This window comes from Kitasatospora cheerisanensis KCTC 2395 (assembly GCF_000696185.1).
GTDB lineage: Bacteria > Actinomycetota > Actinomycetes > Streptomycetales > Streptomycetaceae > Kitasatospora > Kitasatospora cheerisanensis.
Genome location: NZ_KK853997.1, coordinates 6225623 through 6243464, shown reverse-complemented (window position 1 = coordinate 6243464; position 17842 = coordinate 6225623). Strand labels below are relative to the sequence as shown.

The 17842-nt window shown below is 74.1% G+C and carries 16 protein-coding genes; 3 read left to right on the top strand and 13 right to left on the bottom strand.

Going from position 1 to position 17842, the window contains the following annotated elements:
• Positions 1–57: 57 nt before the first annotated feature.
• A complete protein-coding gene (locus KCH_RS28065) occupies positions 58–888 on the bottom strand; it encodes an alpha/beta fold hydrolase (protein WP_035867562.1) in 831 nt (276 codons plus the stop codon).
• Positions 889–1066: 178 nt separating this feature from the next.
• A complete protein-coding gene (locus tag KCH_RS28060; protein ID WP_035867561.1) occupies positions 1067–2326 on the bottom strand; it encodes a PucR family transcriptional regulator in 1260 nt (419 codons plus the stop codon).
• Between the two features lie 409 nt (positions 2327–2735).
• Between KCH_RS28060 and KCH_RS28055 the strand changes: the two genes are divergently transcribed.
• Complete coding sequence (locus KCH_RS28055) at positions 2736–3179, top strand: SsgA family sporulation/cell division regulator (RefSeq protein WP_051653528.1); 444 nt, start codon at positions 2736–2738, stop codon at positions 3177–3179.
• A gap of 10 nt (positions 3180–3189) precedes the next feature.
• On the opposite strand, the gene KCH_RS28050 is transcribed toward KCH_RS28055, so the two are convergent.
• The 4 genes from KCH_RS28050 to KCH_RS47380 form a co-directional block, all read right to left on the bottom strand.
• Positions 3190–4146, bottom strand: coding sequence for an AraC-like ligand-binding domain-containing protein (locus KCH_RS28050; RefSeq protein ID WP_035867560.1), 957 nt, complete (start codon positions 4144–4146; stop codon positions 3190–3192).
• 144 nt (positions 4147–4290) lie between these two features.
• Entirely contained in the window at positions 4291–5427 is a 1137-nt protein-coding gene (locus tag KCH_RS28045) for a DUF3103 family protein (protein ID WP_035867559.1), read from the bottom strand.
• 224 nt (positions 5428–5651) lie between these two features.
• Entirely contained in the window at positions 5652–5969 is a 318-nt protein-coding gene (locus KCH_RS47385; protein ID WP_425268836.1) for a lipase family protein, read from the bottom strand.
• A complete protein-coding gene (locus tag KCH_RS47380) occupies positions 5966–6223 on the bottom strand; it encodes an alpha/beta hydrolase family protein (RefSeq protein WP_425268835.1) in 258 nt (85 codons plus the stop codon). The genes KCH_RS47385 and KCH_RS47380 overlap by 4 nt, the downstream gene beginning before the upstream one ends.
• Positions 6224–6462: 239 nt before the next feature.
• On the opposite strand from KCH_RS47380, the gene KCH_RS28035 reads away from it, so the two are divergent.
• Complete coding sequence (locus tag KCH_RS28035; RefSeq protein ID WP_051653527.1) at positions 6463–7368, top strand: RimK family alpha-L-glutamate ligase; 906 nt, start codon at positions 6463–6465, stop codon at positions 7366–7368.
• A 12-nt stretch (positions 7369–7380) separates the two neighbouring features.
• On the opposite strand, the gene KCH_RS28030 is transcribed toward KCH_RS28035, so the two are convergent.
• From KCH_RS28030 to KCH_RS28015, 4 genes are all read right to left on the bottom strand, one after another.
• Positions 7381–8715, bottom strand: coding sequence for a glutamate-cysteine ligase family protein (locus KCH_RS28030; protein ID WP_051653526.1), 1335 nt, complete (start codon positions 8713–8715; stop codon positions 7381–7383).
• Entirely contained in the window at positions 8715–10247 is a 1533-nt protein-coding gene (locus KCH_RS28025; RefSeq protein ID WP_051653525.1) for a flavin monoamine oxidase family protein, read from the bottom strand. The genes KCH_RS28030 and KCH_RS28025 overlap by 1 nt, the downstream gene beginning before the upstream one ends.
• A gap of 227 nt (positions 10248–10474) precedes the next feature.
• Positions 10475–11908: an amino acid permease gene (locus KCH_RS28020; RefSeq protein ID WP_084223962.1), complete on the bottom strand. Its 1434-nt coding sequence runs from the start codon at positions 11906–11908 to the stop codon at positions 10475–10477.
• On the bottom strand, positions 11905–12681 hold the full coding sequence (locus KCH_RS28015) for a gamma-glutamyl-gamma-aminobutyrate hydrolase family protein (protein ID WP_035867557.1): 777 nt from the start codon (positions 12679–12681) through the stop codon (positions 11905–11907). Before KCH_RS28015 ends, KCH_RS28020 begins: the two co-directional genes overlap by 4 nt.
• 54 nt (positions 12682–12735) lie before the next feature.
• Here KCH_RS28015 and KCH_RS28010 point away from each other — a divergent pair, with 54 nt between their 5' ends.
• Positions 12736–13470 carry a FadR/GntR family transcriptional regulator gene (locus KCH_RS28010; RefSeq protein WP_084223961.1) on the top strand — a complete coding sequence of 245 codons (735 nt, stop codon included), beginning with the start codon at positions 12736–12738 and terminating at the stop codon, positions 13468–13470.
• 273 nt (positions 13471–13743) lie between these two features.
• Here the strand turns inward: KCH_RS28010 and KCH_RS28005 are convergent, their stop codons facing one another.
• The 3 genes from KCH_RS28005 to KCH_RS27995 form a co-directional block, all read right to left on the bottom strand.
• Entirely contained in the window at positions 13744–15459 is a 1716-nt protein-coding gene (locus KCH_RS28005) for a sialidase family protein (protein WP_157032211.1), read from the bottom strand.
• Positions 15460–15598: 139 nt separating this feature from the next.
• Complete coding sequence (locus tag KCH_RS28000) at positions 15599–16720, bottom strand: Gfo/Idh/MocA family protein (RefSeq protein ID WP_208865988.1); 1122 nt, start codon at positions 16718–16720, stop codon at positions 15599–15601.
• Positions 16717–17838, bottom strand: coding sequence for a DegT/DnrJ/EryC1/StrS family aminotransferase (locus KCH_RS27995; RefSeq protein WP_051653523.1), 1122 nt, complete (start codon positions 17836–17838; stop codon positions 16717–16719). The genes KCH_RS28000 and KCH_RS27995 overlap by 4 nt, the downstream gene beginning before the upstream one ends.
• Positions 17839–17842 lie beyond the last annotated feature (4 nt).

Below are 17842 nucleotides of genomic sequence, written 5' to 3'. Positions count from 1 at the left end.
CCGACCGGTTGAGGGCTGTGCGAAGACTGGGGGGCGGGCGCCGGGGCGGCGCGGCGCTCAGGAGAGGAACTTCTCCACGACGGCGTTGAACGCGCCGGGGTTCTCCAGGAACGGGAAGTGCGAGCGCGCCACGTCCGCCGGGAACACGTGCAGGCGGGCGCCGGGGATCCGCTCCGCCACGAACCGCTGCGAGTCGGGGTCGACGTGGCTGCCCTCGCAACCGATCACCAGGGTCGGCACGTCGATCCGGTCGAGCACGTCGCGCCAGTCCTGGGCGCAGTGGTCGAACAGCAGCGGGACGCCCGCGTACGCCGGGGTGGCGCGGATCTCGTCGAGCACGAAGGCCAGCACGCCGGGGTCGGGGTCGCCGCCGAACATCGAGCGGACGAAGTCTTCGCGGACCCGCTCGCCGTCCGGCCCGGCCAGCGCGGCGCCCAGCTCCAGCAGGCCCGCGACGTCGAAGATGGCGCCGCACTGGCGCTGTTCGGCCCCGGTCGTCCACGGCACGGCGGCGACGGCGGCGGGCTGGTCGACCAGCACCAGGCGGCGGAGCCGGCCGGTGCCGTACTGGTCGACGAAGCTCCACCACACCGAGGCGCCCATCGACCAGCCGAGCGCGTCGAAGCTCTCCAGGCCGAGGTGGTCGGCCAGTTCGAGGACGTCGCGGGCCAGCCGGGCGATCCGGTAGCCGTGCCGCGGCTTCTCCGAGCGGCCGTGGCCGCGGAAGTCCACCGTGACGACGCGCCGGCCCGGGGCCAGTGCCTCGACCTGGTGGCGGAACATCGCCGCGGTCTGCCCCCAGCCGTGGAGCATGACCAGGGGGACGCCGTCGCCGCCGCTGTCGCGGTAGGTCAGGCGCACCCCGTCGTCGGTGATCATTTCGTGCATCGCGCTGGTATCCGGTCCGTTCGGGTCGGCTGTGGCGGAAGAACGTCCAGGTCCGGCAGGTCGCCGGCGGACGAGCGGCAGCTCGCGGTGACGATTCTCGCCGGACCCGCAAGCGCTCGGCCACCGACCGGCGCAGGAATTGCCCGGCGGAGCTTCCTCCCTCTGTAGCAGCGGTGCGTCATCGCTCTGTAGCAAGGGCCGGCCGGGACCGGTCCGGCAGCAGGTCGGTCACCCGCAGCCCCGTGTGCAGCACCAGCCGGTGCGCGCCGTTGTCCAGGTCCAGGCCCGTGATCTCCTGGATCTGTCGCAGGCGGTAGTACAGCGAGGTGCGGTGGACCTCCAGGGCCTCCGCGGTCCGGGGCACCGAGCCGGCGTTCTCCAGGAAGCAGCGCAGCGTCTCCTCCAGCTTGGCGCCCGGGCCGGCCTCCAGCAGCCGCCGCAGCGGCTTCGGCACCAGCGTCTCGTTCAGTGCGCTGTCCGGCAGTTGCAGCAGCACGGCGTACTCGCCGAGCCGTTCCCAGTCGGCGACGCCGGTCAGCGCGGGCAGCCGGCGGGCCGCGCGCAGCGCCACCCGGGCCTGGTCGTAGGAGATCCACGCCTCGGCGAGTTCGGTGCGGCGCCCGCCCGCGCCGATCAGCGCGGTGGCCTCCGGGTCCAGGAAGGTGGTCAGCGAGCGGGCCACCGTGCGGGACTGCAACTCCAGGTCGTCCTCGGCCGGTTCGCGGTCGAAGACCTGCACCAGCACCGCCCGGTCCTGTTCGACGGCGAGCAGGCCGAGCGCCGCCCGGGTCTGCCGGAACGGGTCGAGTGCGGCGCGCAGCGCCACCGCGGCCTGGCCGGAGCCGCCGCGCTGCCCGGTGACGGCGACCGCCGTCGCCACCACGTGGCCGGTCGCCGGGAGCAGCCCGTCGTCGACCAGCCGCTGGTGCGCCTCGCAGCGCAACGCCGAGTCGGAGCCGACCAGTTGGCCGACCAGCCGGCGGCTGTCCTCCTCGGCGACGTCGGAGGCCAGCCGGTCGGCGTACATCTCGGCGGCGAGCGCGCGGGCGGTCCGGTCGATGGCGGCGGTCTGGGCGTCCGTCAGCGGGTCGCCGGCCGAGACGACCATCAGGATGCCCAGCAGGTAGCCGCGTTCGCGGATCGGCACGCAGTAGCGCGGCCGCAGGCCCAGGTCGTCCCGGCCGGGCAGCACCGCGGGGCGGGTCCACTGGGCGACGCCCTGCGACAGCACGTAGCGGATGGTCTCGTCGTCGGCGATGCCCTGGAGCAGGGTGCGCACCCGCACGCCGTCCTCGTCGCCGAAGTGCCGGCTGGTGCAGATCATCCGCACCAGCGGGTCGTCCAGGACGACGGAGCGGCCGAGCTCCTCCGCCAGCCCGTCCACCAACGCCTGGAGCGCCTCGCCGCCCGGACGTGCGCGCTGGATCAACCTCGTCATGTTCAACCGCCTCCCGGCGCATTCATACAAGAAGCGAAACGCGGTCGCCAAACCTTCGACAGATCGAGGAAAACGCCACCCGTCCGGGCCCGAACGACTCCGTCGCACCACCCCAACTCCTGTAACAGCAAAGGGGGTTGAGCGCGGCAGGCGCGGTCCGGCCGGCGGGGCGGGTGGCCGGCGGCCGGCCCGCGGGCGGGCGAACGGTGCACGGAACGTCAGATCGCGGTGCACCGCCGGAACATCGCCCCCGGCGGGCGCCGCGTAACCTGCGGGGAGATTCCGCCTCCCCTGTCCGCCGGCAGCTCCCAGGGCCCGAGGCGAGCGCACCGCACCGCCGTGTCGGCCCGTGCCCGTGCACCCCGGAGGCCAAGGCCCCCGGGCCGTCCCCCCACTCCATGGAGAAGCCATGTCCGCCCCGCACCCGCTGTCCGACCCGCAGGCCGCCAGCACCGCTCTCGACCTCGACGCCCGGATCGTCCTCGGCGAGACCGAGCACGTCGACATCCCGGTGCGGCTCGGCTACTGCGCCGACGACCCGTTCGCCGTCGCCCTGGAGTTCCTCGGCCAGGCGTCGGAGGCGGGGGTCTGGCTGTTCTCCCGCGAGCTGCTGTGGGAGGGCCTGCAGCGGCCCGCCGGCCTCGGCGACGTCCGCATCTGGCCGCCCTGCCCGTGCCACGGCCGCAGTTCGCTGCGGATCCACCTGCAGGGCGGCGACGGCAGCGTGCTGCTGGACCTGCCGGCCCGTCAGGTGCGCCGCTGGCTGCGCCGGGAGGCCTTCGTGCTCGTCCCGCGCGGCCACGAGAGCGGCCTGGTCGACTGGGACGGCGAACTGCACAGCCTGACCGGCTGACCCCGCGGGGTCACTCCCCGGCGCGGCCCTGCACCTGCCAGTCGCGCGGCGTCATGCCGTACGCCTCGCGGAACGCCCGGCTGAAGTGGCTGGAGTTGACGAAGCCCCAGCTCCGGGCGATCCCGGCCACCCCGAGCTGCCGGCCCAGCGGCCCGCGCAGGTCGCGGCTGCACCGCTCCAGGCGCTGGGCGCGGATCCACCCGCCGACGGTGGTCCCCTCCTGCTGGAACAGCTTGTGCAGGAAGCGGACCGAGACGAAGTTGGCCTCCGCGATGCCGGACGGCGTCAGCTCGGGGTCGCGGAGCCGCCGCCGGATGTGGTCCTTGATCCGCTCCAGCGAGGCGGCGTTCTGCGGGCCCTGCGGCCGGCCGCGCCCGCAGCGGTCGTCGATCAGCAGCGCCAGCAGGTCGAGCGCCGTCGCGGCGGCCCGCCGCCCGACCGCCTCGTCCAAGGCGGCCGCCTCGCGCGCCACGCCCGCCAGGTAGGTCGAGACCAGGGCGGCGCTGCCCTCGTCGGACCGGAACGCGGTCGCGGTGAGCGCCCGCAGGTCCCGTTCCTGGACGTCCAGTTCGGCGCGCGGGAAGTGGAAGGAGGTGAAGGCGAAGTCCTCGCCGATCCGCTTGCGGAAGATCCGGGAGGCGTCGGTGAAGGAGAACTCGCCGGGCCGGATCGGCGTCTCCCGCCCGTCCTGCTCCTTGACGGCGGTGCCGTGCTGCTGGAGCGTCAGGATCAGCGAGGCGGAGTCGTCGCGGGCGATCATGCGCCGGCCGCGGGTGACCATCTGCGGCCCGGCCTGCACGGTGGAGATCAGCATCGGTCCGAGCCGGTGGCTGACGATGGTCCCCGGGGAGGGCCGCTCCTCCAGGAACTCCACCGCCATCGGCACGAAGGCGTGGGTCACCGCCTCGTGCCAGCTCTCCGCCCGGTCGGTGGCGGACAGCGGCGCGGTGCTGAGCGCGACGGACACGGCGCACCCCTCTCTGCTCGACCCCCGGCCGTTCGGATTTCCGGCGTAAATCACACCATCCCGGGAGCGCCGTCCCCCACCCGGGGTGCCGGGCGCCGGCGGGGCACTCGCCCCCGCCGGCGCCCGGTGCGCGGTACGGGTCCGTCAGAGCGCGGACACGTAGTACCGGTCGAAGGTCATCTTCCCGTTGCCGGCGGCGCCGGTGCGGGTGCCGGTCGTGGTGGTGGCCAGGGTGTACCAGGAGTCGACGTAGTCCGGGTCGTCGGTCCACCAGGAGGCGGGCATCGCGTCGATGACCGCGTTCGCCAGCGGGATGTACGCGCCCTGGTCGGTGATGGTCAGCAGCACCGCCGCGATGGCCTTGGCCAGCGCCGAGTAGTTGGTGTCGCCGTCGTCCTCCATCATCACGACGTCGGCCAGGTTGTACTTGTACAGCGACCAGTTCACCAGGATCTGGTTCGGGTAGTACGTCTTGTTCTCGTCGTCCAGGTACGGCATGGTCACGGTGTCGACCCGGACCTTGCCGTCCAGGCCGAAGCCGGTGACCAGGTCGAAGATCTCCGCGGCGCCCTTGAACCAGGGCTCCTTGACGTCGGAGACGGTGACGGCGGTGACGCGGGTGGTCCAGTAGCCGGTCGCGGCGGCCGCGGTGTTGACCGGGGCTGCCGCCGGGGCCTGCAGGCCGGCCGCGGCCAGCTCGTCGCGCAGCACCTTCAGGCCGGCCTCGGTGGCCTTGTCGGTGTCGACGTCGACCAGGTAGACCGGCCGGTCGGGGGCGTGGTCGGCGGCCAGCTCGTAGGCCTTGCCGGCGCTGTCGTAGGCGACCACGACGGTGGCGTTGTCGTCCGACGGCGAGGAGGCCACCAGCGGCTCCACGCCCTCGGCGGCCGCGCCGACCAGCCGGACCTGGAGCAGCGAACCGGCGTCCGCGCCGAGGCCCTTGGCGTCGGCGACCTGGCGGTCCGCCTGCGCGATGTGCGCGCCGAGGCCGTTGGCGCCCCGGGTCGCGGACCCGGCGGTGAGGCCCCGCAGGCCGACCGCCTTGCCCTGGGCGAGGGCTCCGGAGACCTGGCGCTGCCAGGCCCGGTCGGCGAGCGAGAGGGCGAGCGAGCGAGCGGCGCCGTCCTCGATCGTGTCGACCACCGAGGCGCGGGCCGCGCCGCGCTCGTGGACGGGGGCGGGCGCCGCGGACGCGAAGCCCTGGGCGGTGGTCACGGCGAGACCGGTCAGCGCGAGACCGGTCAGCACCGTGCGCAGCCGCGCGGAGTGCAGGGAGAACATGTGGGGAGCCTCCACCTGGGGTGGCCGCCCGGTTCCGGGCAGGCCATCGGGCGCCGAACCCGGGGCGGGTCCGGCGTGTTGGTTCAGGAGCGGCTCCATGGTGGGGCATCAGGCGTCTACGCGAATAGACCCCGCACGATCCGCCCGCCCGGCCTGTCATGAACTGCCCGAAAATTCCCTCCATTTCGTCTTCTCCCGGCAAAGGAAGGGTCATTGACGCGGCGTCAGGCCAGGTTCTTCTCGATCGCCGCGAGGTAGTTCCGCATCAGGTGGTCGCGGATGCCGTCACTGGCCGGCGCGAACGCGTCGGCGGTCAGCCCCTTCGCCCGGTCGGCCAGCCCGCCGAGCATCCCGACGCTCTCCCGGATCCGGCCCGAGGAGTCGATGTGGCGCACCGCGTCCACGTGCGTGAAGGCCGGCTCCGGCGGCAGCTGCGGGACGACGTCGTTGTTGTTGACGAAGCGGTGGGTGCGGTCCTTGAAGCCCTTGTTGTAGGCGGCGGCGAGCAGCCGGTCGCAGGTCCGGGGCTGGCCGAAGGTCACCACCCCTCGGTGCCGCGGAACGCCGTGATGATCATCCGGTCGCTGGCCGCCGTGTAGGCCTGGGTGTCCTGGAGCGGGAACGGCGGGGTGAAGGCGGTGTGGTGGTGACGGACCGTCGGGAAGCCCCAGTCGTGGGCCTGCTGTTCGATCGTGGCCTCGTCCTTGTAGGCCAGGTCGGCGGCCTTCGCCAGCCAGTACGCCTGCGGGAGGCTGTAGGTCTTCACGGCGTGGTCGAGCGTGGTGGGGACGGCCACGGCAGGTGGCTCCTTCCTCTGGGCGGGGGGCCATCGTGTGCCGCGACCGGACCGGCGGCCCGTCAACCGGGCGCGGGACACGGGGGCGCTGGGGGGCGCGGGCCGCGCACTCCGACACCGGCGCGCGCCCTCGGGGCGCGCGCGGACCTCCGCCGGGGCGGCGCGGTGCCTGTACCGGGCCGGGCCCGGCACGGATGATGGTGGCCGCCCCGCAATCGCCCAGCCCGAGGAGACCGTTGGTGGAGCCGGCGCCCCGCACCGATGCCGACCTGTGGCTGCTGCTCGGCCCCTACGCCCGCGACACCCCGGTGTCCCACCGGCTGGGCGCGGCGTTCGCCGACGCGTTCGGCGAACGGTTCCTGGCCGTGCCCACCGACCGGCTGCTGCTGGGCATCAGCGACGGCCGGCTGACCCTGCACGACCTGACGGGCCGTCCGGTCCGGCCGCCCAAGGTGGCCCTGGTCCGGCACGCCACCACCTCGCTGAGCATCGACCGCGAGGTCACCCTGCTGCGCCACCTCCAGGCGCTCGGCACCGAACTGCTCAACCCGGTCGACGCGATCCTGACCTGCGTCAACAAGTTCTGGCAGCTGCAGCGCCTCGCCGAGGCCGGCCTGCCCGTCCCCGACACCCGCACCTACACCGACACCCGCCCGGACCTGGCGGTCGCCGCCGGCGTCCCCGAGCCCTGCGTGGTGAAGGCGGTGCGCGGCAGCGGCGGCCGCCGGGTCTTCCTGGCGCCGGACGCCGAGACCGTCGCCGACATCCAGGGCTGCCTGCGCCCCGACGTGCCGTTCCTGTTCCAGCGCTACGTCCGGCACTCGCACGGGCGGGACCTGCGGGTGATCGTGGTCGACGGCCGGGTGGTGACGGCCGGGGTGCGCACCTCCGCCAACGGCCGGTTGAAGTCGAACGTGGCGGCCGGCGGCACCAACGTGCCCTGTCCGGGCCGCTACCCGGCGGCCGAGCAGCTCGCGGTGCGGGCCGCCAAGGAGATCGGCCTGGTGGTCTGCGGCGTGGACCTGCTGTTCGAGGAGGACGGCACCTTCACCGTCTGCGAGGTGAACGCCAACGTCTCCTGGGGCCCGGCGATGCCGGAGGTGGTGCCGGCCCTGGTGGCCGCCTGCGCGGCCCGGCTCGGGTAGGGCGACGGCCCGTCAGATCCGGTGCGCGGCGACCCAGCGGGCCGGGTCGCGGCGCAGTTCGCCGTCCCAGCGGGCCAGGCCCTGTTCGGCGAAGGTGCGGCCGGTGGCGACGATCTCGTCCAGCGGGTCGAGGTGGCCGGGCACGTGCGGCGGCTCCAGGCCGGCGGCCACCCGGGCGTCCAGGCCGGCCCGGGCGAGGCGCAGCAGTTCGGCGGCGAGCGGGCGGACGGGGGTGCCGCCGAGCCGGGTGTCCAGGCCCCGGACCGGGAGTTCGGCGCGGGCGGCACGGTGCTCGGCGGCGGTGTGCCCACCGGTCAGTTCCCAGGCGGCGTCGCAGGAGGCGCGGTGGTAGGTGAGGCCGGTCCAGAGCGCGGGCAGCGCGGCCAGGTGCGGGTGCGGCGGGCCGTCGGCGCCGCGCAGCTCCAGCGTCCGGCGGACCCGGGTGTCGGTCCACAGCTGGGACAGGTGGGAGGCCCAGTGCGCCGGGGTGGGCGGGGAGCCGTCGGCGAGGCCGTGCCGGAGCAGGTCGGCGAAGCTGCCCTCGGGGGCGCGGTGGTAGCGGCCGTCCGCCGTGCGGTAGTGGATGAGCGGAATGCCGAGCGCCCAGTCGACGACGTCCTCGGCGCCGACGTCGGGCCGCAGCGCGGGCGGCAGCAGGCCGGCCCGGCGCGGGTCCATCCGCAGCCAGGCCCAGGAGCGGTGCGACAGCAGGCCGCACGGGCGGCCCTCGTGCAGTGGCGAGTTGACCAGCAGCGCGGAGACCACGGGGGCGGCGGCGGTCTGCATCCGCAGCTTCCGGGTGAGGTCCTCGGGGCCGAGGAAGTCCAGGGTGACCTGGGTGGACAGCGACAGCGCCATCACGTGCGGGGCGCGGGCCCCGTCGGGGCCGAGGTCGGCGAAGTACTGGCGCATGATGGCGCCGCGGGACATCGGCACCCACTCGACGTCGGCGAGCCGCCCGAACGGCAGGTTGCCGCCGGGGACGAGCGCGAGGCCGAACCCGGCGGCCAGGTCGGCGAGCCGGGCCAGCGCGGCCCGGACCTCGTCCATGGTCTTGCCGAGGCCCGGCCCGGGCGTGGAGGAGTACTCGATCTGGCCGCCGTGCTCCAGCGTGACGGTGCTGCCGTCGGGCAGCCGGACGCCGGTCAGCCGGCCGGCGTCCGTCTCGGGTTCGCCGCCCCAGTGCCGCAGCACGGCCTCCAGCACGGCGCGCACCCCGCGCGGGCCCGAGTAGCGGGCGCCGATGCCGGTGGCGGGGTCGAGCAGGCCGCACTCGACCTCCACCCCGACCTGCTCGGTGCGGTCCGGGCCGGGCGTCAGCGCGGCCAGCAGTTCGGCGCGGTCCATCACGGGGCGCTCACCGGGGCGGCCGGGCGGGCTTCCCGGGCGAGGTCGAGCAGGTCGCCGACCACCCGCAGCGCGGACTGCGCCGCGCCCTGGCACCAGGCGTGCGCGCCGGACAGGTGCTCGCCGGCGAAGAACACCCGGGGCCGCTGCACCGGGTGCGGCGCGCCGAGCACCGACAGGTACCGGGTGTGCTCGCCGGGGGTGAGGTGGGCGAACGCGCCGCCGCCCATGCCGGTCTGCACGTCCCAGTTGCAGTGCACGATGTCGTCGACGTCGCCGGTGATGCCGGGGTGCAGCCGCTCCAGGCACTCCAGCACCAGGGCCTCCCGGTCGGCCTGGTCGAGCGCGGCGAACCGCCGCGCGTTGGCGCCCCACAGGTACGCGCCGAGCAGCGCGGCGGGCTCGGCCGAGCGCAGCGGGTCGCGGGCCTCCCAGCGGGGCGTGCCGGAGCCGTTGACGCCGCCGTCGGTGCGCACCGCGTTGTCGGACGGGTACCAGCACTGCTGGATCGGCAGGTCGGTGAAGCTGCCGCCGCCGAAGATGCCGTCCTCGCTCTCCCAGCGCCGGTGGGTGACGTGCAGCACGGTCTTGGCGCTGGACGCGTAGCTGATGCCGCGCACCGCGTGGCGCTGGGCGTGCGGCAGGCCGGGGGTGACGGTGATCTGGTCGAGGGCCGGGGCGGGGATGCAGCAGACCACGAAGTCCGCGGTGTCGTCGAGCCGCGCGCCGATCCGCCGGCCGGCCACCCGGACGCCGTCGCTGCCGACGGCGAGCTCGTCGATCCGGGTGGACAGCCGCAGGGTGCCGGGGCGCAGCGCCCGGACGAAGGCGTGCACCAGGGCGTCCATGCCGTCGGCGAGTTCGACCTGGCCGCGGTGGAACAGCCCGAAGTAGTCGACCAGCACCTCCAGCAGCGAGGACTGCTCGTAGTGGGCGAGGCCGCTGGCGTGGCCGAACAGGTCCCAGGCGTCCTGCGAGAGGTGCTCGTGGACGAACTGCCAGAGCGACACCGAGGCGGCCCGCTCCAGCGCCGGGTCGTCCCACCGGCCGTCCAGGGCGCGGCGCTGCTGCTCGACGGTGAGGGCCTGCCAGACGGGGGCGAGGATCCGGTCCAGCAGCGCGGACGGCGGGTGGCACTCGTCGGGCCGGAGCGCGAACGCGGGGAACAGCGCGGAGACCTCGCGGACCCGGACCCGGTTGCCGCGCAGGTGGTAGTAGGCCTGCGGGTTGGCGTTGACGAACGGGCGGGTGGCCAGCCGGAACCGGTCGACGTAGTGCAGCACGCAGTGGTGGTTGGCGGGGATCCGCATCGCGCCGAAGTCGGCGTGCGTGCCGTCCCAGAACCGGTGGGTGCGGATCCGTCCGCCCGGCCGGCTGCCGCGCTCGTACACCACCACGTCGAAGCCGCGCCGCTGCAGCTCGTACGCGCACACCAGCCCCGCGAGGCCCGCGCCGATCACGACCACCCGGCCGCCCGGGCCGGCCACCGGCTCCAGCAGGGCCCGCGGGAACGCAAAACTGGCATCGAACATCGGAACCCCTTCGGTGCGCGAACCGCGCGGCTCCCGGACACCGCTTGCGCCCATGCGGTGACCCGGCGTGACCACGCCTCTGGGACACCGTCCCACCGGGCCGCTTCGTTCGCATCCGCACGGGAACCGTCCGGGGATCCGGGCCCGGACAGCGGCCGGGCCCGCCCGCCCCGGACGGTCCGGGCGGGCGGGCCCGCGGGTTTTCGTGGCGCCGGCGCGCGGTGCGCTCAGGCCGGCGGGGCCTGCTGCCGGCGCTGCAGCCACAGGCCGGCGAGCGACACGGCCACGGTGAGGGCCAGCGCCAGCAGGGCGTCGACGCGCGAGTCGGCGAGCACGATCATCACGGCGTACAGGCCGAGCAGGGCCAGCAGCACGGCCCAGGTGAGGCCGGGGAACAGCCAGACGGCGGTGCCGTCGGCGGGGCGGCGGCCGTCGCCGCGGTCCTGCCGGCCGAGCACCAGGTGCGCGGCGGCGATGCCGATCCAGGTGACGTAGACGGTGTCGCCGGTGATGTCGACGAGCCGGCTGAACGCCTCCGTCGGGTGGGTCACCTGGAGCACCAGGCACAGCACGGCCAGCGCGGAGGTGAACAGGATCGCGGTGTACGGGGCGCCGCGCCGGGAGATCCGGGCGAACAGCGAGGGCGCGTCGCGGTCGCGGGCCAGCGCGAACAGCATCCGGGAGCTGGCGTACACCTGCGAGTTCATGGTGGAGAGCATCGCCGCGAACAGCACAATGTTCAGCACGGTGGACGCGCCCGGCATGCCGAGGTGGTCGAGGGTGGCGGCGAACGGGCTGTCGCCGACGGCGGCGCTGTTCCACGGGAGCAGCAGCACCACGACGGACAGCGAGCCGAGGTAGAACACGGTGACCCGCCACAGGATGGTGCGGGTGCTCTTGCGGATCGCGGCGGCGGCGTCCTCGGCCTCGCCGGCGGCGATCGTCACGATCTCGGTGCCGGAGAAGGAGAACATCGCGCCGGAGGTGGCGATGACGACCCCGCTGAAGCCCATCGGGAGGAAGCCGCCCCGGCCGAGCAGGTTCTCGGTGCCGGGCGCGGGCGTGCCGGGCAGCAGACCGGCCACGGCGACCAGGCCGACGCCGATGAACAGGGCGATCACGGCGACCTTCACCCAGACCACCCAGAACTCCATCTCGCCGTAGGCGCGCACGGAGCCGAGGTTGACGGCGGTCACCACCGCGAGCATCAGCACGGCGATCAGCCAGACCGGCAGCGCCGGCAGCCAGCCGTGCACGATCTTCCCGGCGGCGATCGACTCGATGCACATGCCGAGCGGCCAGCCGACCCAGTAGATCCAGCCGCTGGCGAACCCGGCCCAGCGGCCGAACGCCAGCCGGCCGTACACGGCGAACGCGCCGGTGTCGGGGCGGGTCACCGACATCTCGGCGAGCATCCGCATCACCACGACGACGATGGCGGCGGTCAGCGCGTAGGCGACCAGGACGCCCGGGCCGGCCTGCTGGATGCTCACGCCCGACCCGACGAACAGCCCGGCGCCGACCGCGCCGCCGATGCTGATCATGGTCATGTGGCGGCTCAGCAGGCTCCGGCTCAACTGCGCCCCGCCGGCCGTGCCGGCCGCCGCGGGCGCCTGGGCGCCGTCCTCCAGCAGCTCGGCGGTTCCTCTTGCATCGCTCACGACCGCAGCCCCGCTCCCTGTCGTACGTCCACCTGGTTCAGCAGGGCGCGGAACAGCGGCAGGCGCAGTTCCGCCACCGGCTCCAGCGCCTCGGGGTGCCACTGGACGCCGACCGTCCAGGCCGCGTCCGGCTCGCCCGCCAGTTCGACGGCCTCCACGCAGCCGTCGTCGGCGCGGGCGGTGACCACCAGGCCCTCGCCGACCCGGTCCACGGCCTGGTGGTGACCGGAGGCCACCGCGATCCGGTCGCGGCCGAAGGCCTCGGCCACCGCGCTGCCCGTGGCCAGCGCCACCTCGTGGGTGGCCCACTCGATGCCGGGCTCCGGGTTGTGCGGGACGTCGGTCGGCGCCATGTCCACGTGCAGCGTGCCGCCGCGCAGGATGTTGAGCATCTGCATGCCGCGGCAGATGCCGAGCATCGGGCGGCCGTGGTCGAGGGCATACCGGAGCACGGCCTCGTCGAGCCGGTCCTGCACCGGGTTGACGTCGTACAGCGAGGGGTGGTTCGTGTCCTCACCGTACCGGGCCGGGTCGACGTCGCCGCCGCCGGGCACCACGAAGCCGGCGCAGGCGGCCAGCCGCTCGGCCTGCGGGTTGCCGTCGGCGTCCGGCTCCAGCAGCACGGGCTCGGCGCCGGCGGCCCGGACCAGGCCCACGACCTCCTCGAAGATCCGGTTCGCCTCGCCGATCCGGACGTCGGCGCCGGGAGCGTCGCCGTCGCTGAGTCGGACGGGTATCCCGATCAGGGGTGCCGAATGGTCGGTGACGCTCATAAACTCTCCAGGAACCGCTTGCGGATGAGATGCGAAATCTAGAAGATAGATTTCATGGATGGCAAGGGGTGGACTCAACACGTCGAGCCGGTGCGTGCCGCCGGCGCGGCCGAAGCCATCGCCCGGCGGCTCAGTGAGCTGATCGGCGCGCGGATCCTGGTGGCCGGCGACCGGCTGCCCCCGGAGAAGACCCTCGCCGAGCTGTTCGGGGTCGCCGTGATGACCGTCCGCCACTCGATGGCGGTGCTGCGCGAGGACGGCCTGATCGAGACCCGCCGCGGCCGCGGCGCCGGCACCTTCGTGGTCCCCGACATCCTCACCCGGATCGGCGAGCTGACCGCCCTCCACCCGTACACCCGGGCCGAGATCGAGGAGTTGACGGCCTGGCGGATCGCGGTGTCCGGCGAGGCCTCCGCGCGGGCCGCCCGGCTGGCCTCGGACGCCGGACTGGCCCGGATGCGGGAACTCGAACTGGCCGCCGACGCCGCGCTCGCCGACCCGGAGGCCTACCGCACCGCGGACGCCGGCCTCCACCTGCACATCGCCGAACTCTCCGGCTCCCGGCGGCTGTTGGAGGCCGAGCAGGGCATCCAGCACGAGCTGACCCGGCTGCTCGCCGGACACCCCGGCGGCACCGGGTCCCGCAGCACGCCCGACCAGCGGCACCGCGCGCTCGCCTCGGCGATCGAGGACCGCGACCCGGTCCGGGCCCGCGCACAGTTCGCCGTCCACGCCGAGGCCACCGCGGACCTGTGCCTGCCCTTCGTCCAGGAGCCCGCCGGGGCATGAACTCCCGCCGGGCCCACGGGCGACATGCCCCCGTCTCGACGCCGAGCAGGCCCGCTCGGGCGCCGACAGCGCCGCCAGGACGGGCGGTGCGCCGCCCACCGGTGGCGACTGCCCCGGACGCTGTCTCCCGACCCGGCCGCTCCGGTTCCGGTCGGACGCGCTCGGGTGCTGCTCCGCCGGGATCCTCCGCCGGCTCGCCCCGGCGCCGCGCCCCCGGCACGACGGTCCGCGCCGGCCGCCCGGACTGACCGGGCGGGCGGCGCGGGGCCGGTGTCAGAAGGCGAGCGGCGTGTAGGTGGACATGGTCTGCGCGAACGCCTTGCCGTCGGCCGGTGCGGCGGCGACCGGGAAGAGCGTCACCACGCTGCCGTTGGCCGCCGAGATGCCCAGGTACTCGCCGAGCATCCGGCCCTGGCCGGTGTCCGGCATCCGGGTCAGCGGCATGCCCTCGACCAGCGAGGACGGCGGCTTCCGCCAGGTCCGGCCGCCGTCGGCGGAGGAGGTGTACCGCACCGAGACGGCGCCGTTCCACAGCTCGTTGAAGACGATCGCGAAGCGCCCCGGGTTCTGCGGGTCGGCGGTGATCGACGGGGCGAACTGGTTGGCGGCCGCGCACAGTGCGGTGTCCGCGCAGGTGTCGATCTCCGACACCGTCCAGTTCTGCCCGTCCGTCGAGCTGGCCTGGACGAGGTTGTTCCAGGCGCAGCCGGTCGCCGCCCGGCAGCCGTGCCAGACGGCGTTGATGCGGCCGGTACCGTCCACGTCCGCGGAGACGGTGGAGACGTCGCGCAGGCCCGGAACGTCGTACTGGCTGCCGTTGTTGACCGTCACCGGGGTGGTCCAGCCGGTGCCGCCGCCGGTGAGGGTGAACGAGCCGACCCGGCCGGTGAGGCCGTACAGGACGACCACGGTGCCGTCGGGCCGGACCACCGGGTAGGCCCCGTTGGCGGCCGGCCGGGGGCCGTTGAGGAGCGACCAGCTCAGGCCGCCGTCGGTGGACCTGGCCAGCTCGACCGCGTAGCCGTCGAGCTTGGTGACGGTCAGGTAGCAGGTGCCCCAGTACGGGCTGGACGTCCAGTTGTCGCAGGCGATCCACTCCTTGTCCCACGCGGTGCCGTCGTTGCCGATCGCCCAGGTCGGGGCGGACCAGGTGGCGGCGCCGTCGGTGGAGCGGTTGACCATGATGCCCTTGCCGTCGCCGGCGTCGATGACCAGGCTGCCGACGATCCACGCGCCGTGCTTGGCGCTGTACGCCACCACCGGGTCGCTGGCCCGCTCGTGGCTGCCGCCGGCCGCGACGGTCAGGCCCGGGAGCACGCCGGAGGTCCAGGTCAGGCCGGCGTCCCGGGAGACCGTGAAGCCGGTGTTGGTGGAGCCGCTGCTGTAGCCCCGGCCCACCTGGTAGGCGCCGACCACGGTGCTGCCCCAGGCGAAGGTGTCCGACTCGACGGCCGCCGAGTGCTGGGTGTCGGCGTTGGTGTACGGGTCCGTGCCGACCGTCTGCAGGCCGCCGGTGAAGGTGCGGCACCCGAGGTCGGTCTCGGCGGCCCGGCGCGGCAAACCGCCGTAGACGTTCACGGCCGCCAGGCAGATCGTCTGCGGGCCCGCCGGGACGGACGCCAGCGCCTGCGAGAAGCCGTGGTAGCCGACGTCCGACCGGTAGGCGTTCGCGGTGATCTGCTGCACCGGCGCGCCGTTGCGGCGGACCCGGACCGTCACCGCGCCGGCCGTGTCCGGGTCGGTCGCCCAACCCGACACCACCACACGGCCGTTGGCCCCGTACATCGCGTCGAACCAGCCCTGCGCGGCCCGGTCCGGCTCCGGCGGTTCCGGGTCCTCGAAGCAGATCGGCGGCGGATCCGGCTGGTCGCAGAACGGCGACGCCTGCGCCCGCCCCGGCACCACCAGCACGGACGCCACGGCGGCCACCCCGGTCAGCAGCACCGCCGCCGCCCGGCCGGCCCCGGGAAAGAAGGAATGTGTGGACAACTCGACCCCCCTGGTTGTCGTTGCGGTATCGAGCGTGCCAAGCGCGACTAAACACTCCGTCAACAGCGACTGGCAGTACCGCGCTGACCCACCCCCAGGTCCGGGCCCCGCCACGGACGGTGGCGGGGCCCGGGCGGCGCTACACCTTGACGGTCGTCCACGTCCCCGGCTCGGCGCGGCGGTAGGCCTCGAAGAGCTGGAGGATGTGGAACGCCTGGTCCAGCGAACCGAGTTCGGGTGACGTCCCGTTGGTGACGCAGTCGCAGAAGTACCCGATCTCGTCGACGTAGCCCAGGTAGAAGATGTTCTTGCCGTAGAGCTGCCCGTAGGTGTACTCGGGCTCCCAGTGCAGCGGCGCGCTCTCCGTCGGCACCAGGAACGAGCCGGTGCGGCCGTAGGCGCGGGGCGGCGTCGGACGGTAGTAGGTGACCGAATTGCCGTTCTCCACAACGATGTTGGCGTTGTCGCCGATCACCTCCACCCGGCTCGACGGGCTGCTCGGGGACTCCCCAGCGGTCAGGTGCAGGGTGCCGATCGCGCCCGACTCGAAGCGCATCACGGTGACGCTGGCGCCGGTCCGCTCCTCCCACTCGTGGCTGATCCGGTCCAGCGGGCCCATCAGGTGCAGCAGCACCGCGGCCGGATGGAAGATGCAGTCCAGGAACCAGTTCATCTCCACCAGGCTGCCGCGCCGCTCGAACGCCGGCATCGACAGCGGGTAGCGGACCGAGATCGACGAGGGTCCGCCGAACTCCGGCGCGGAGACCAGCTCCTTCACCCTGGTCATGGCCGGCGCGAACATCGTCTTCATGCCCGTCACCACGACCTTCCCGGCGTCCCGGGCCGCCTCCTGGAGCCGCGCCACCTCCTCGCTGGAGGTGGCGGTGGGCTTCTCCATCCACACGTGTGCCCCGGCCGCCAGGCAGTCCAGCGCCAGGTCGACCGCCTGCAGGTGCCCGTCCGGGTCGTACGAGGTCACGACGAACACCGCCGTCGGCCGCTCCCGTTCGAGCATCTCCCGGTGGTCGGTGTAGGCGCGCCCGGCGCCGAACATCCGCGCGTACGTGGCCGCCCGCTCGCCGTCGAGGTCGCAGACCGCCCGCAGGTCGACCGGGGCGTACTGGAACGCCGGGTAGATGTTCCGGTACGAGTGGCCGCCCGCCCCGATGAAGGCGCTGCGGATCCGCTGCTCGTACTCGAACTGGTAGACGACGTTCCCGTTGGTGCCGTTGGTGCCCATGGTGTCCTCCGCCCGTGTCATCGCGCGTCCGCCGCCAGCGCTGCGCGGGTGGCCGTCACGACGTGGTCGATCTCTTCGTCGGTCAGGTAGGGGTGGATCGGCAGCGAGACCACCTCGGCGGCGAGCTTCTTCGCGCGGCCGCGGCTGACCACCCGGTGCGGGTGCTGCGCGACGAACGGCAGTTCGTGCAGCGCGTACGGGTAGTGCACCAGCGTCTCCACGCCGGCCTCGCGCAGGGCGTCCGCCACGGCGTCCCGCCGGGGCGTGCGCAGCACGTACTTGTGGAACACGTTCTCCCGGAACTCGCCGTGCTCCGGGAGGACGCAGCGGGAGCCGGCGAACGCCGCCGAGTAGGTCGCGGCGGTCGCCCGGCGCTGCTTCAACCACCGTTCCTCCTGGGCGAGTTTCACCTCCAGCACGGCGGCGGTCAGCGAGGACATCTGCGAGTTGTGGCCCAGCCGCACGACGGCGCCGGCCCGCGAGAAGCCCCAGCGCCTGAGCTGCTCGACGCTCTCGGCCACGGCCGGGTCGTCGGTGAGGACCACCCCGCCCGTCCCGGGCGCCGGGATGACCTTCATCGCGTCGAAGCTGTGGCTGCTGGCCGTGCCGACCGTGCCGGAGCGCCGGCCTGCCACCTCGGCGCCCAGCGACTGCGCCGCGTCCTCGACCAGCACCAGGCCGTGCTGCCGGGCGAACTCCTCGGCCGGGCCGGGCGCGGCCATCCGCCCGTACAGCTGGACCACCACCAGCGCCCTGGTCCGCGGCCCGACGGCCTCGGCGGCCAGGCCGAGGTCGACGGCGCCGTCCTCGTCGATGTCGACGAACACCGCCGTCGCCCCGGTCCGGAGGATCGCGTGCAGGGTGGCGACGAAGGAGATGTCGCCGACGATCACCTCGTCGCCCGGTCCGACGCCGGCCGCCACCAGGGCGAAGTACACCGCGTCGGTGCCGGAGTTGACCACCCGCGCGTGGCTGCGGCCGCTGAGTTCCGCCAGTGACCGTTCCAGGCGCGGCACGGATTCCCCGTTCATCACCTGCCCGGAGCGCAGGACCTGCTCGACGGCCGCCATCAACTCCGGTCCGATGTCGGCGAATTCGCGGTCGTGCCCGGTGAAGGGGACGTGCAGGGTTCTGCTCATGGGT